This window comes from Paenarthrobacter sp. 10L412 (assembly GCF_056395565.1).
On sequence record NZ_JBFTJT010000024.1, the window covers coordinates 33,886 to 49,146 of the forward strand.

At 58.0% G+C, this 15,261-nt stretch carries 9 protein-coding genes and 1 pseudogene; 9 read left to right on the forward strand and 1 reads right to left on the reverse strand.

The genetic code is table 11. The annotated features are described in order from the left end of the window. From AC1DD7_RS23440 to AC1DD7_RS23460, 5 genes and pseudogenes are all read left to right on the forward strand, one after another. A complete protein-coding gene (locus AC1DD7_RS23440) occupies positions 1-2,436 on the forward strand; it encodes a glycoside hydrolase family 2 TIM barrel-domain containing protein (protein WP_477516792.1) in 2,436 nt (811 codons plus the stop codon). A 43-nt stretch (positions 2,437-2,479) separates the two neighbouring features. Further along, positions 2,480-3,946 (forward strand): arylsulfatase, encoded by a 1,467-nt coding sequence (locus tag AC1DD7_RS23445; protein WP_477516793.1) that lies wholly within the window; start codon positions 2,480-2,482, stop codon positions 3,944-3,946. A 790-nt stretch (positions 3,947-4,736) separates the two neighbouring features. Next, positions 4,737-5,022, forward strand: a pseudogene (locus tag AC1DD7_RS23450) (YnfA family protein). A gap of 1,292 nt (positions 5,023-6,314) precedes the next feature. Next, positions 6,315-8,600 carry a tetratricopeptide repeat protein gene (locus tag AC1DD7_RS23455; protein WP_131134413.1) on the forward strand — a complete coding sequence of 762 codons (2,286 nt, stop codon included), beginning with the start codon at positions 6,315-6,317 and terminating at the stop codon, positions 8,598-8,600. Positions 8,601-9,460: 860 nt separating this feature from the next. Continuing rightward, positions 9,461-10,540: a hypothetical protein gene (locus AC1DD7_RS23460; protein ID WP_131134412.1), complete on the forward strand. Its 1,080-nt coding sequence runs from the start codon at positions 9,461-9,463 to the stop codon at positions 10,538-10,540. A 129-nt stretch (positions 10,541-10,669) separates the two neighbouring features. Here AC1DD7_RS23460 and AC1DD7_RS23465 read toward each other — a convergent pair whose 3' ends face one another. Beyond that, on the reverse strand, positions 10,670-11,245 hold the full coding sequence (locus AC1DD7_RS23465) for a hypothetical protein (RefSeq protein WP_131134411.1): 576 nt from the start codon (positions 11,243-11,245) through the stop codon (positions 10,670-10,672). Between the two features lie 797 nt (positions 11,246-12,042). On the opposite strand from AC1DD7_RS23465, the gene AC1DD7_RS23470 reads away from it, so the two are divergent. From AC1DD7_RS23470 to AC1DD7_RS23485, 4 genes are all read left to right on the forward strand, one after another. After that, a complete protein-coding gene (locus AC1DD7_RS23470; protein WP_131134410.1) occupies positions 12,043-13,074 on the forward strand; it encodes a DUF4192 domain-containing protein in 1,032 nt (343 codons plus the stop codon). Positions 13,075-13,362: 288 nt separating this feature from the next. Further along, on the forward strand, positions 13,363-13,911 hold the full coding sequence (locus AC1DD7_RS23475; protein ID WP_165478343.1) for a TetR/AcrR family transcriptional regulator: 549 nt from the start codon (positions 13,363-13,365) through the stop codon (positions 13,909-13,911). Further along, complete coding sequence (locus AC1DD7_RS23480; protein WP_165478342.1) at positions 13,908-14,261, forward strand: DMT family transporter; 354 nt, start codon at positions 13,908-13,910, stop codon at positions 14,259-14,261. The genes AC1DD7_RS23475 and AC1DD7_RS23480 overlap by 4 nt, the downstream gene beginning before the upstream one ends. Beyond that, on the forward strand, positions 14,258-14,587 hold the full coding sequence (locus AC1DD7_RS23485; RefSeq protein WP_131134408.1) for a DMT family transporter: 330 nt from the start codon (positions 14,258-14,260) through the stop codon (positions 14,585-14,587). Before AC1DD7_RS23480 ends, AC1DD7_RS23485 begins: the two co-directional genes overlap by 4 nt. The last annotated feature ends 674 nt before the right edge of the window (positions 14,588-15,261 follow it).

Consider the following 15,261-nt stretch of genomic DNA (forward strand, 5'->3'; position numbering starts at 1 on the left):
ATGAAACGCATCCCGTTCAACCGAGAGTGGCAGTTTGGCCCTCTAGTTTCAGTCCATGAAGCGATTCGGGTAGCCCCGCCAAGTGACAATCTCGTCGACCTCCCGCACGATGCAATGCTCGCCAGCGGCCGAACGGCGGATGGGACAGGCGGAGCACCAACCGGCTACTTCGACGGCGGCTCCTGGACATACGAGAAGCTATTCGATGTCCCTTCCGACTGGGCGACCAAACGCATCACTTTTGAATTCGAGGGCGTTCACCGGGACGCCATGGTCTACCTCAACGGAGCTTTTGCTGGCCAGTGGAGCAACGGATACTCCTCGTTCCACATCGAGGCAGACCCCTTCCTGAACTACGGAGAGACCAACACCATCCGTGTTGACGCACGTTCCCATGAAGATTCACGCTGGTATCCAGGCGGAGGGCTCTACCGCCCGGTGCATCTTCTTATCGGTGAACTTGTCCATATCATCCCCACCGGATTGCGGGTGTCCACCCCCGACGTTGATGAAGAGCTTGCCACTGTCGTGGTCAGATCAACAATCGCCAATAAAGGGGCAACTACTCGTACCGTCGATGTTGTGCTCGAACTTTGTGACGACACAGGTGCGGAAGTGGTCTCAGAAAAATCCCGTGTCACGCTCCTGCCATACGAAACATTGACTTCCCATCAGCGGACGTATGTGCGGCATCCGTCCCTGTGGAGCCCGGATAATCCCGCTCTTTACCGCGCAACCGTTACCCTCCAGGACGAGAACGGACCCATCGACCGTGAATCAACGACGTTTGGCATCCGGAGCCTCGCAGTTGACCCCATCCGCGGGCTCCGCCTGAACGGAGAGACCATCAAACTCCGAGGCGCGGCGGTCCACCACGATCATGGGGTGCTCGGAGCAGCGGAATTCGCCGACGCCGCTGTGCGGCGGGTTCAGCGGATGAAGGATGCGGGCTTCAACGCGATACGCTCGGCACACAATCCGATCAGTGTGGCGATGCTCGACGCCTGTGATCGGCTGGGCATGCTGGTGTTCGACGAGGCGTTCGACATGTGGGCGGTGTCCAAATCCACAGATGACTACTCCCGATCATTCCCCCAGTGGTGGGAGCGTGATATCGACGCCATGGTGGCGAAGGATTTCAATCATCCGAGCGTCATCATGTACTCCATCGGAAACGAAATTATTGAAGCGGGAACCCGGCATGGCGCCCGGTGGGGGCGGTTGCTTGCAGAGCGTACCCGTGAGCAGGACCCAACCCGGATCGTGACCCATGCTTTGCAGGGCATGTACATGGCCAGGGACAAAGTCCCGGAACTCCGCGCCGAGGTAGACCAGGACAGCTCCACGATTCGCGGGCTCAACGACTACCTGGGCCAGGTAACACACCTCATGAACAGGGTCATGGCCTCGGAACTTCTCGGAGAGCGGCTGCTGGAGCCGGCATCCGTGCTCGATATCGTTGGTCTGAATTATGGAGACGCGCGCTACGAAGTCGACCAAGACGAATTCCCCCGTCGCATTTACTTCAACTCAGAATCATTTCCGACACACATTGATCGGCTATGGAAGATGATTCTCGCCAGAAACAACGTAGTCGGTGATTTCACCTGGACCGGGTGGGACTTCCTGGGTGAGGTCGGTACGGGTAGGCACGTGTACCCCGAAGATTTCCAGGAACATCGCGCCCCCTACCCATGGATCGCCGCCGTGTGCGGAGACATCGACCTCATAGGCCACCGCAAGCCCATCTCCTACTACCGAGAAATCGTCTTTGGACTGACCGATGTCCCCTACATTGCCGTACGAAAACCCCGCGATGACGGATATGTGATCGAACCCAAAGCCTGGACCTGGTCAGATGTTGTACCGTCCTGGACCTGGGATGTCACTCCAGGAACTCCCATCCACGTCGAAGCCTACGCCTCCGGTGATGAAGTACAGTTCGTCCTGAACGGAGCAGTTGTGGCCACCGAAAAGGTTGGAGTGAACCGCGACTACCTTGTACAGGCGGCTATCCCATTCGAACCCGGGCGCCTGGAAGTCGTTTCGTACCGCGATGGCGCCGAACTGGGCCGCCGGGAGCTAAGAACCGCTAACAGGCCAGCCAAACTGAGGCTTTCAGCCGACCGGTCCGCGGTCACCGCCAACACTGTCGACCTCGTGCACTTAGAGATCACGCTGGTGGACGAGGAAAACCGCCCCAATCCGAATACAGATGTGGAAGTAGCCGTCACCGTGCAAGGGCCTGCGACACTGCAGGGATTAGGATCGGCCAATCCTGAAGCCCCCTGCGACTACCTTGGAAATGTCGCGTTCACCTATCACGGCCAAGCCCTCGCGGTCGTTCGTGCCGGAGCCCAGCCAGGCCCCGTGACGATCACAGTCAGAGCTGACGGCTATCCGGACGCGACATTAGTAATCCCACAGGAGACATAGACGGTACGAGCTTTGAAGAAGCGGAATGCAAAGGTGACATTATATGACTCAAGCTAGCTCGACGGCGCGCACTCCCAATGTAGTCCTCATCTGTACCGATCAATGGAGGGGAGACTGCCTCTCCATCAACGGTCATCCAATTGTCAGGACACCTTATCTGGACGCAGTCGCCGCAGAAGGCGCAAATTTCTCGAATGCTTATTCATCCACGCCAACCTGTGTTCCTGCCCGCATGGCCCTGATGACGGGACTTGCCGCCCGTTCCCACAGAAGGGTTGGCTATACCGACGGCGTTGATTTCGACCTTTCCTTAACACTCCCGGGAGAGTTCACGAAGGCTGGATATCAAACACAGGCGATCGGGAAAATGCATTACTACCCTGAACGCGGACGCATTGGGTTTAACAACGTTATTCTTCATGACGGATACCTAAATTTTGCCAGGAAACGCGGTCGCGAAGTCGATTGGTACGACGACTATCTGGTTTGGCTGCGCAGCCAAGCGGGAGAAAGCGCAGTTTCGGACTATTTTGACGACGGCATAAATTGCAACTCAGTTGTCGCACGTCCCTGGTCCCGCTCGGAATCCCTTCACCCCACCAACTGGGTCGTGACAGAAGCAATCTCGTGGTTATACCGCCGAGACCCAACCGTTCCATTCTTCCTATACCTCTCCTTCCACCGCCCGCACCCGCCATATAATCCGCCAGCATGGGCGTTTGAACAGTATTTGAACCTTCCAGATCATGAACCCCCAATGGGCGACTGGGTTGCTGACCTTGAGTGGTATAGGACGGATAATCGGCCAGACGCCCACGTAGCGGCATACGATCAGCAGACTTTGAACCGGGCCCGTGCCGGTTATTACGGCAACATCACGCATATCGATCATCAGGTTGCCCGCTTCATGGAGGTACTTCGAGAGTTCGGGTTGAAGGAAGACACGTACATCGTATTTACGTCCGACCACGGTGAGATGCTGGGTGATCACGACCTCTGGCGTAAAGGATATCCGTACGAGGGGTCATCTCGCGTGCCGTTGCTAATATCCGGCCCGGGAATACGTGGCGGACAGCGGGTCGATGCCGTCGTTGAACTTCGTGACTTGATGCCTACTCTGCTCGACGCGGCACATCTTCCAGTGCCCGGAAGCATCGACGGCATTAGCCTCTTCGGCCTTACGCAAGCTGACCAGCAGGGCAACAATGCTGAATTGCGGCCCTACCTACATGGTGAGCACGTACTCCTAGGCCAGTCCATCCAGTGGGTGCGAGCAGGCAGATGGAAATACATCTGGTTCTCGAAGAATGGAAACGAGCAACTTTTCGACCTCCACAACGACCCCGCGGAAACCCGGAATCTCAGTGAAGACCCCAGTTGCCACACGGAGCTCCTTAAACTTCGAGCCAGCCTCATCGCCGAACTCTCTGGTCGTCCGGAGGAGTTTGTGCAGTCGGGCCAGCTAGTACCTGGACAGGCCGTCGTTACGCTGCTTCCAAAACAATCGTAGGCTGGGAGGCGAAGTGAGGGGAGAACGTTTATAGCCGCAGCGCCCCCGCGGTAATCAGACAGGTTGCGGACTTCCTGATAGCCCAGGCAGCCACAAGCAATCGTCGTGGACGTTGCCGCCCTCAGTCCGGGCACAGATACGACCGGCTGAAATCTCTCTCGCCGCAGCATGTGAACCGGCGCCCACTGGTTCGACCGCTGCCGCCGACGGACTGCGAATGGAGCAGGCCACATGGCTGGCAAGACTTCCCTGGATGAGATGCCCCGGCTTTCTGTTGCAAGCTGGTGTTCACCGAAATGATCGTATCGCCGTAAAATAGCTTGGAACGAAGTGGTTTGAACAGCCGACGCATTTCTGCTTCACCACCATCCCCGGATTGATACCGCGGTGTCTTTGGTGCGGCAGCACTATTGAGCGCGCCTCGAGCCAGCCTCTTTGGTCACGGTCATGGTCGGCGATGGTGCCAAGGGCACCGACATCAAAATCGCCGACAGACTCTCCCTGCCGGTGTCCCTGCCCGCCCATGCTCGGGGCCTTCGTCCGCTTCAGTAGAGACAAGAGCTTCGCTGTCCTGGGCCAGAACAAGCCCTTCTTGGTCACGATGACATTAGGCTCCATCACGAGGACCATCGTCGGTGGGGACTCGTTCCCTGTCTCGTTCTTATGCCGCTGCTGGTTCTCCTACTGCTTTTATCCTCCATCAAGGTCTGGAATCATGACCAGTCCCCACAAATGACAGGATGGGTCATGCCCAATTGCCAAGTCCGTGTTGTTGTTCGCACTCGCTGCTATGGCTGAAATCGGGGGCGCGTGGCTGCTGTGGCAAGCGGTGCGGGAAGGCAAAGCCTGGTGGTCCGGTCTCGGCATCATAGCCTCGGGGATCTATGGTTTCGTCGCCACCCTGCAGCCCGACGCGCACCTTGGCAGGATCCTAGCCGCTTATGGTGGCTTTCTCGTCGCAGAATCACTCGCATGTGGCATGACCTAGGACGGTTTTCCGTCACGATCGTTGGGACATCATTGGTTCCCTGGTCTGCCTGCTGGGCGTTGCCGTGATCATGTTCTCGCCCCCCTAGGAGAGGCCCACTGGCAGGGGATTTGGGCACGGGTTGCTCTGTAGACGCGCTTACGGCCAGGGCCAACCGTCCGCTGCAGAGTCCCTGTCCTCAAACCCAATCATGTCGTCGTGATTGCGACCATCAATGAAGCTGTGTGAGTAAAAAATCCGAAGCATACCTGCCCGCCCAAAAAGCAGATTTAAGTGTGGACAATGTCCACACCTCCTTTGGCCTGACAAAGCGTTCGCTTGCCCGGCCTTCTCGCTCTAGGAACGAGCCTAAGCCAAGCGATCGAGACGCAGGATCTTGAAGTCATGTTGTGCCCAGTCCTTCTACCCATGAAGAGGTGTAGGCCAACCACGGCCGACCAGACGGATCGATAAAGGAACCTATAGCCCCAGTTCAGAGCAAGCGGAGGGCCCACCAGCCAAGACCCTGAACCCGCTCCCCACAACTTCACAGGCGACCCGCGGCGCCAGGCACACCCCGCGGCCAGTGTCAGAGGGACCTGACCAACCAGAATGTACACACGTTAAAGCAAATACCCCCTCTGACGAGGGGGTATGCCGTGCCCGAGGTGGGACTCGAACGCGATTCCCCTCCTTGTTATCGCTGGGACGTGGCGGAAACATGCGGAATCCGAGCCAGTCCGGCACCAGTACGACCCGATCCGAAGCCCAGGGTGTGCACATTGTGCACACCCTCTTTTTGCCCACTTCGGCCACCCAATCGGGCTGCTTGAACGGCCGTCCGTGAAGGGCGCGATTCCGCTCGAATTTGATGAGTAGGCCTCCGGAACCGGACCGGCCGGATAAGCACCGCACTACGGTGCGGCCGTTCTGCTGGAATCGACGAACATCATGGTGGCCGGTCCCTCCTCGCCTAACGCCTCATGGAAAAACGAACAGCGACCTGCATGACCAACCTATAGGCCTGGCCTCCAGGAAGTCAGCAGGGACCACCTCCGCCACAGCGGAGCCGATCGTAACGTCCGCCTCTTCCCGCCCGAGCGACCTTTTAAGGCGAGTTGGCTGGATACACAAGTAACAGCCCCGGGAGCCCGCGTCTTCGGCTGGCTGAACTGCCGTGGCCTGGCTTGGCACGAATTCCACCTTCATGTCTGACGGAAGGCATGCCTACACTTCTGGAAGGACCAGCGGTCCTATTCGAACTACGATCTCCAGGGGGAATCTGTGTCTTCAAGTTGGCACCCAAGAAAGCGCCGCGAACTCTCCCCTTGGCTTCTGTTCTTCGCCGGACTCTTCGCTGCGGGAACCGCAGTCACCAGTCGCGTCGGTTGGCCTGCTTGGGTGCTTGGCCTGCTTGCCATCGTCTGCGTGGCGGGAGGTGTTGTCGTCCAGGCGGCAAAGGACAAGGCAAAGGCCAAAGACACCAGTGCCGGAGTACGCCAGCAAGCCATGAGGACCAGCGGGCCCGAGGCAGTGGATGCACCGCTGGCCAAGGATGTATCCCTCAGCATTTGGGGGGTCCACGAGTCGCTGGTGGGGATACCTTACCTGGACCGTGACGCCGAAACTGAGGTCGTGGAGGCTTTTGAAGAGGAACGGCCCGTACTCGTGCTGGGCGACTCCATGGTAGGAAAAACGAGAATGGCGTCCAAATTGGTCGCTGAGCTCTTCCCCAACCGCCAGGTTGTCATTCCGGACATTCCTGATGGCCTCGCAACCCTGATGAATGCGGGAGAAATCCCTGTGGAATCAATAGTGTGGCTGGACGATCTCGAGAGGTACCTCGCTGATCCGAAGAACTTGAAGACTAAGTGGATTGACCAGCTCCAACAAGCTGGAAATGTGGTCGTTGCTACCATGCGAGAAATCTTCTACGAACGGTTTCAGCCGAGTGATGATATGCCCCGGACCCAATGGGACACCCTCCTTAGGTTTCGCGTCGTACGCCTTAAGAATGCCCCGGAGGAACGCAATAAGTTAGCTGCCCTTAGTCCGATCCCACGGATCCGCGACGGCATCCTGAAGCACGGGTTGGGAACATATGCGGGAGGAGGGTTCTTGGCCGTTGAGAGGTTAGAAAGCGGGCGTGTTACCACCCCAATTGGAGCGGCACTCGTACTTGTTGCCATTGACTGGCAACGAACGGGCATTAGTGAGGCCATACCGGAGGAAACAGCTATCAAGCTTAGCGGTCTCTATCTCGCAGAGCCTTCCTCACCGCTAGATCCTGAGGAAGTACGGTCAGGTCTGGCATGGGCCACCGATAACTCGTCAGGCGGGAGCACCTACAGGCTCATTGCCCGGGCCAGCGACGGTAACCTCCGCCCCTTTGACTACCTCGTGGACCACGTAGCGTCCTCTAGGAAGGCGATTCCGAACGAAGTGTGGGAGGCAGCAGCTCAGAGTGATGCTTCACCTGGGCGACTGAACACTGCCGGAGTTTCCGCACATATGCTGGGGCGCCAGGAGATAGCTGAACGATTTTTCGTTCGAGCAGCAGAAATGGGCGACCCCGAAGGAATGGCAAACCTCGCAACGGCACTTGAGAGGCAAAATCGAATCGCTGAGGCAGAAACCCTACACCGTAGGGCAGCTGAGGCGGGCAGCCCTCATGGTATGACGGGCCTAGCGGTCATCCTTTTACGTAGTGGCAGAACGGAGGAAGCCGAGAGTTTGCTCCGAGAGGCCGCAGTCAATGGCGACGCTGATGCCATGGCCAATTTGGGGTTTATCATGATGCGCCGAGGGGAAGAGGACGAGGGCCGCGGCTGGTACAGGCGGGCCGCTGTCGCAGGCAGCGGTCTTGGGATGACCAACTATGGCATGCAGTTAGAGGGCGAGGGTCGGCAGGAGCAGGCCGAGGCCCTCTACAGGGCTGCGACGGCCAGGGGCAATGGGGCAGGGATGCATCAGTTGTCCCTCATTCTTTCTCGACGGGGCGAACACGCAGAAGCTGAACGTCTCTTGTCTCGGGCGGTCCGACATGGTAACCCGGCGGCCATGGCCGTGCTTGCCTCGCACATGGAGGGTATGGGGAACCACGCCGAAGCCGAGAGGCTCGCAACGATGGCGGCCGATAGAGGTGACGCATATGGGCTGGCGTTACAGGGAAAAAGAATGGCTGAGCGCGGAGAACTCGACGGCGCCGAGAAGCTACTCAGAAGGTCGGCCGAACAGGGTTTCACCTTCGGAATACATTGTCTGGGAGTCCTCCTTGCGCGTAGCGGCCGTATTGAAGAAGCCAAAGTGCAATACCGAAAAGCAATTACCGACGGCGATGCCCAGAGCATGGTGAACCTCGGCCTTCTTCTCTCAGAGGAGGATCGAAAGGGGGAAGCAACAGCCCTCTATCAGCAGGCATCCAATTTAGGACTTCCTTTGGCGATGTTCCTCCTCGCTGACGACCTTGAAGACAAGGGCAAACAGCAGGAGGCAGAGGAGTTATTCAAAAAGGCCGCAAGCATGAAGGAACCTCGATCAATAACCAAACTAGGCATGATTGCAGCCGAACGAGAGGACTACGACGAAGCACTGGGGCTGCTTGGGCAGGCCTCCACGATGGGCCACCGGCACGCGGCTGAGTGTCTTAAGGTGCTGAATGATCATCTGAAGGCGAAGGAGAAGTAACAGCACCGTACTACTGCCACTGAATCCTCGCTGCCCGACGAGTCACAGGTGACTAGCGCATTCAAAAATTCGTCCAAACCGATGGTAGTGAACCGGCGTCGATGTGTCTTGGTGAAACTCAACAAAGCGGACCCTCGCAAAAACGGTTGTCCGTTATCTGCGGAGTACCACGCGGCTTTGAACGGGTCGCGCGTGCGAATACCCTGGGGCCGCCAATAGTATTTGGTCATTGGAGGTTGAACCACTAGAAGCGGGTAACGCCCTGCTCTAAACGACTGGAGCAGACTTGATGCTGTGGTTGCATCGACTGGCAGGTTGAAGGAATAAAAATGGATGAAGTGGCGAGCAAGAGCCCGCGGCAATTGAGCCTCAACTTCATTGCCCCCGTAATCTCAAGGTGGCCTCGCTACTCCGTGCCGCACTCACTGCGTCGCCAGTGGACCCCAGAAACAGCCGTCGTGGCATACTTCATCCCACTGCCTGAGCCTCTGGACGTTCCGCACTTATACGAGGTGCCGATAGCTGAGGTATTGGATCCAAGAGACAAATCACCGTCTGTGTCTATGGGGAAGCGTCAAGGCCTGGAAAGTGTGTTCCGTACGCAGGTGCGATTCCACCAATCCGAACACAAAACTCCAGATACAGCTCTCGCCGCCGTCATGGACACGTTAGGCGGAAGAGGGAAGGAGCGTACATCGTCTTTTCACAGGCCCCGAAGCGTCACCGTCGCCGAGATCACGGGACCGCTAGCACTAGCGGATGAGGATGGACTGTCAACCGGCTTCGACAATGCACTCAGTATCCTGCGCTCATTTCAGAGGTCGCACCACATAGTCACAACGAGACCTCTTAGTCTCGTAGTGAGAAAGAGCCTTCCGGCGATCCTCCCCGTCGTGCTTTCCTCCGGTGAGATATTCGCGAAACCTGAGATGACTATGTTCGTGGCGAACCAGGACGAGCAGTATGCAAGTAGTTTTCGGGGTCCCGAGCTGCCCCAGGAAAAGATCAAACAGTTAAGCCAAGCGTTCAACGATTATTCCCCTAATCTGTTCACGGCGTTCAGTGACATGCGACGAGAAGCACGTATGGCATACGCGTGTGGCAAGAACCTGTCGGCCATCATATTGGCCGGCGCCGCCGCGGAGGCGCTGCTGGTCGAGATCATGCTCCTAATGATGTGGGAGGAAGATTTGGACAGCGCTGCTGTGGCGAAAATTTTAGATACTAAAGATACGGTCACCAAGAAAGTGACCTCACAGTTCGCCGGCCGATTGGGGGGCCAGTGGAACACCAAACAACCAGGGCCTATTCGTAACTGGCGGGTCAATCTAGCTGATCTGCGCAATAGGGCCGTGCATGGGGGCCACACCCCTGATGATCGAATGATACAAGCTGCCTTTGAAAGCCTGGAAGCGCTTGAGCAATACATCGGCGATCGGTTAGCCGCTAATATGCGGGAGTATCCGGCGACCACTCAGATTTTCCTCGGCGCCGAGGGCCTCGCGCGCAGGGGTAAAATTACCGCGTTCCAACAGGCAGTCAGGCAAGACAACTCGTACCTCCCGCCGGCGCCCGGCCAGTATTTTCGACGCTGGAACGAAGAGGTAACCCGTATCAGAGCCGGCTGCCACGTTGGAAGCGCAGAGAACGCGGACCTTTTCCTAGTCAGGTACCCCAATGGACTTCATCTCTGGTTCCTACAAGACAACGACAGCGGACTCGCCGCGCAAGTAGCTCCTCCCGTGCTGGAAGAAAAGCTAGCCGCACAAGTTGCCAAACTGATGTCCGAACCGCCTCCACCAATGCCGATGTCCACAGTAATTCGCCCCCACCGTGTTGCCCCGGGAGCTTCGCTGATGTGGCAGACTATCGGTGAACTAAACCCAGCCCATCCATATCGTCGCTGGCAAGTCTGCCTGATCCCACCTCGGCTTGCCTGATTCCGTGCAAGGTGCGAAACTTCCGGACTTATGTAGCGCGTTTGATTTACACCGAAGACTTCGCCAACCGAACTCCCAAGGCTTAGAGGCTCACATACGGGCACTGACTGATGGCAGGCTTTGACTGGTCTAATCATCCTGGCCACAAAGAGTTTTCGATTTTTGGATTTCTACCTTCCGCGGCAGCCATTTCCGGGTTCTTACCAGCCGGACTATGACTTCGGAGTGAGCCAGGTTGTCCTCAAGTATCTGCGCCATGCGAAGAAGGCGGCCAGGGCTGAGATCCGCCCCAGCTATTTCAAAGACGATCCTTCGGGACTGAGAGGAATCTTCGGGTGCCTCATACCAATCGGAGACGCCGCCAAAGATGAACTGGCGATTCGGAAACTTCTCCTCCAGATGGCTAAGCAACCCAGGGAGGACAGCAATAATGCCCACGAGCAAGCCTGCGTCCGGTAGCGGCACCGCTCCACCCTGATGTTTGGCGGAAAACTGAATCCACACAGGCGGCAAGCGCGTATTAAGCTTTGCCTGCTGTTTCTTTCTTATTGCGTCTACCGCCCAACGCGCCGCGGCTCCTAAGGCCTTTACCGCAGTGACGATCATACCGGCAGTCACTTTGTATTCGATGAACCCTCCCCCACCAAGTCCAGTCGGCTGGGTGACTTCTATGACAAACCCCGAGTTGCGCATGTATTCAGCCACTGTCGCTGTGAGGCCATCATCGTTTCGACGTCCGAAACGGTCGAGGGTAGCCGAAGACACACTCAGCTCTGAGGAATAAGCGTGAGGGAACTCAGGGATAGTAGCCATGGTTTCTAAGGACTCCGCTTCTTTTCAAGGCGCCCATTGCCCGGCGGCCCCGGCCATCCTATATGAACCCTCAGTACGCGTCGCTGTATAGGAGCCTCAGAGAGACATGTACATGGCCGCGGCCGAGTTGGGGAATGTGTGAGGGCTCAGCCACGCAGGACAGCCCCGGAGTCATCCCGGAACTCAGCAACCTCCGTTCCGTGGACGAGAGATTTTGACGCCGGCACCGACACAGACGCGTGACGGTGTTTACTCAAGTGCGGGCGGGGACTCTGCGGTGTCCATCTCAAGTTGCATCAGATATGCATGGCCCCGTCTTACGTCCCCTGCCGATAACGGCGCGTATGTCGCGTCTTCGACCAGCCCCCTCTCCTATAGGCATCTGACTGTCTGGGCTAACCAAGCCCGTGCACTCTGACGCCCATGTGCGCGATCGGTGGGATCAACCTGCAAAGCAGCACCACTGTCCCTGGCTGGACCTGTTACTGCGGGATGAAGTTTGGGACGTCAACGGTCATGGTGCCGCGGCTATGGATCCGCATGAATTACCAGATGCATCTCTGCCGTAGGGCCTTCTAAATAGCCGAACGCTCGCTGAGCCTATTGGTTGCGCCGCGATCGGCACGGTGGTCCCCTCGAGCGGTATCCACTGCGAGTCACGTGAGACAACACATAAGGGAGACAGGACAATGAATGCGCTCACCATCAAGGACCCCGCCGACCTGCTCAGCTTCATCGGCCACACCCTAGGATTCTGGCCCCAAGAAAGCCTCGTCTGCATCACCCTCGACATGGACAAAGTCGGCGCCACACTCCGCATCGACCTCCCCAAGCAACCAGGCTACGAGGTCCACTTCGCCCGCACCGTCGCCGCCTACCTCACCACGGACGAACGAGCGACATGCATCGTCTTTGCCCTCTACACGACCCAACCGCCAGAGCCCGGCGAGGCCAGGCCGCACCGGGCCACGATCGCAGCCCTCACTGGCGTCCTCGCCCAGGAAGGCATCACCATCCGCGACGGCATCTACGTCACCGACAGTGCGTACTCCCCCTACGACACCCCACCCGGGCCCGACATCGCCATCCCCCTCAGCGCCACCGAATACTCCCAAGTTAACGCCGAATTCATCTACCGCGGCAGCACCATCGCAGCTTCGAACCAGGTGACCCTCCCGGTGGCGACCGACAAGCAAGAACACGCGGCCGCCGTCGAACACCACATGGAAACGATCGTCAACGGGTCACCAACTGAAGCGGCCCGTGACGCACGCCAGCTCTGGACCACAATGCTGGAGACCAAGGACTACCCCACCGACGACAGCGTCCTGAAGCTCATCGCCTACTACCAATTCCCCCACATCCGCGACCGGCTCATGGCAGACATCCCCGGCATCGACGAACCACCCGAACACATCCTCTTCGCCCAAACCACCACGGCACCGAACTGGTCTCGGATCGAATGGGCCAAACAACTCCTCACCCACACCTACACCCTCACAGCCCCACAACACGCAGCACCCATCCTCACCACCATCGGCTATATCAACTGGTGGGAAGGTAGAGGATCCAAAGCCCATCAATACCTCCAACTCGCACTCGACACCAATCCCGGCTACCGCTTCGCACGCCTCACCGACCACATGCTGGGCGCCGGCATCATCGCAGGCTGGAACACCAACAAAAACACCGCCTACCGAAACGGCTTCAACTTGCCATGACTGCTGCCCTCGCAAGCCAGCTTGACGGAAGAACGCTTATCGGTGTCACCGGCAGGCCATGATGAGATCCAGTTCTCCAGGCCCGTGGTGGTTCGGCTCATTCGAGGTCAGCGACGACATCTACAGCCGCGTCGACTCAATACCTTCGCGCGATCGAAACCGGCTCGCTCCACATCGTTGTCACGCGCACGTATGCGCCACGATGAGGGTGCAGTTTATGGAAGCCACTAGGACGAACTCACCACCTACGTCAGACAAACTTTACCTTCCGGATGGTAAAGTTTGGATGTGCGAGAAAGCCAACGCCCCCGAATCCTTGACGCAGGCCTACGCGTAGCCGGCTCGGACCAAGGTGCCACCATCACCCTTGAGCGGGTTGCCAGCGAAGCCGGGCTAACCAAGCCTGGCCTGATGTACCACTTTCCAAACCGTGAAGCACTCATGGTGGCCTTGGTCGAACATGCCGCCCACCAACTCCGGCGAAGAATGATTGACCTCCTTGGCACGAGCCCGGAGACGGCAACGGTAGCTGACCGGTACCGGGCCTACATTCAGGCTGCGGCCCAGGGGGAAAACATGCGCGCGGAATGGGCGCTTTGGTTTCAGTCCGCTTATTGGCCTGAGCTGCAAGCGGCCTGGACTGGCCCACTTGAGCCTTGGTTGTCGCTGCCCGAGGGTATGCCCCCTGGGCAGCGCAGCCGGCTCATGACCGCGCGCTTGGCTGCGGATGGCTTATGGGCCGCGCAAGCCAGCGGGGTACTTAGACCGAGCGCAGCCGATCGATCCGTCATTTTGGCGCAACTGATGGAGCTGACCCGGGGCGGAGAAGCAGAGTGAAGAAGTGGCTGGCACTCGGCGGTGCCATCCTGACAGAGGTGAGCGCTACCCTCGCCCTCAAAGCCGCCATGGAAACGCCAGGCTGGTACGTGCTGGTCGTCGTCGGCTACATCGCAGCATTCGGACTGCTGACAATATGCCTGCGCTTGGGCATGTCCATCAGTGTCGCTTACGGCGCCTGGGGCGCAGGTGGAGTAACCACCACGGCTATTTTGTCCGCTCTCATCTTTGACGAGACCCTTACTTGGCTGATGGGTCTTGGCATGCTGTGCATCCTCGCGGGCGTCGTAACAGTCGAGCTTGGATCGCAGAAAGCCAAGCGCGTCCAAGAAGCGAAAGATGCGACATGAGCTGGGTTTTCCTGAGCCTGGCCATCGTTACGGAAGTCAGCGCCACCATGTCCTTGCGGGCTTCGGAAGGACTGAAGAAGAAACTCTGGCTGATTCCCATAGTTGCCGGCTATTTCTCTGCTTTCGTCTTCCTTAGCCTGGCCTTGAGCGAAGGGCTTGCTCTTGGGGTGGGGTACGGAATCTGGGTAGCCTGCGGTGTGGCACTCACAGCAGTATCGGCCCGCATCTTCTTCAACGAACCACTGACGCCACTCATGGCCGTCGGGATAGTGCTCATCGGAGCCGGAGTTTTGGTGGTTGAAATCGGTGCGGGCCTCGCACACTGAACGCCGAAGCCACCAAGCAGGGAAGACTTGGCCGCGCCCACGACATCAGCTGCTAACGGGATTCCAGGCAAAAACAACCAGGCCGTTGGCAGGCTGCGTCATACGGCCCTATAAACATTCGCGCAACATCAGCCGTTTCCCGCGCTCCGGACCACGATGCACCTGATTCCTTGGACGCTGAGTTTCGAGACTTCGACTCAACAGCTCCACGGGAAGCCAAGTTTCGAGACTTCACAGTCCAGACCCCTTCCAGTACGATTCAACTCGAATTTTGTAGCCCTTCCGGCGTTGACTCAAACCTATGAGGCAAAGATTTCCTCTGTTGACATTCCGCATTTCCGGAACGTTAAAACCCTCGTACGGCCGATTCGGTAGATGGTTCATCCGGTCGATGGAATGTGTAGGGCAAGCCCAAGGAGTCACCCAAGCACTCCTTGGTACCTACGAACTCCCATGCACGATTGCGCTATCCCGCGCTACCCCGGAGACTGACCCACCAAACCCGTACTATGAGCCAGCTGAGGGCCCTGTTGCCTCATGTCAATACCTCCGCGACGGGGAATACGTTGCGTCATTGGAAAACCTCCGGTTGGGTCGGCGGTTCCAGTCTTCGTTGACGCGTGGCTTTACGGGGGCTGGTTGTTTGGCGGTGGCCAGCGTTCCTAGCTGAGCGG

Coding starts and splice junctions, on each gene's coding strand:
- AC1DD7_RS23440 (WP_477516792.1), top strand. CDS start 1: ATGAAACGCATCCCGTTCAACCGAGAGTGGCAGTTTGGCCCTCTAGTT.
- AC1DD7_RS23445 (WP_477516793.1), top strand. CDS start 2,480: ATGACTCAAGCTAGCTCGACGGCGCGCACTCCCAATGTAGTCCTCATC.
- AC1DD7_RS23470 (WP_131134410.1), top strand. CDS start 12,043: ATGAATGCGCTCACCATCAAGGACCCCGCCGACCTGCTCAGCTTCATC.
- AC1DD7_RS23485 (WP_131134408.1), top strand. CDS start 14,258: ATGAGCTGGGTTTTCCTGAGCCTGGCCATCGTTACGGAAGTCAGCGCC.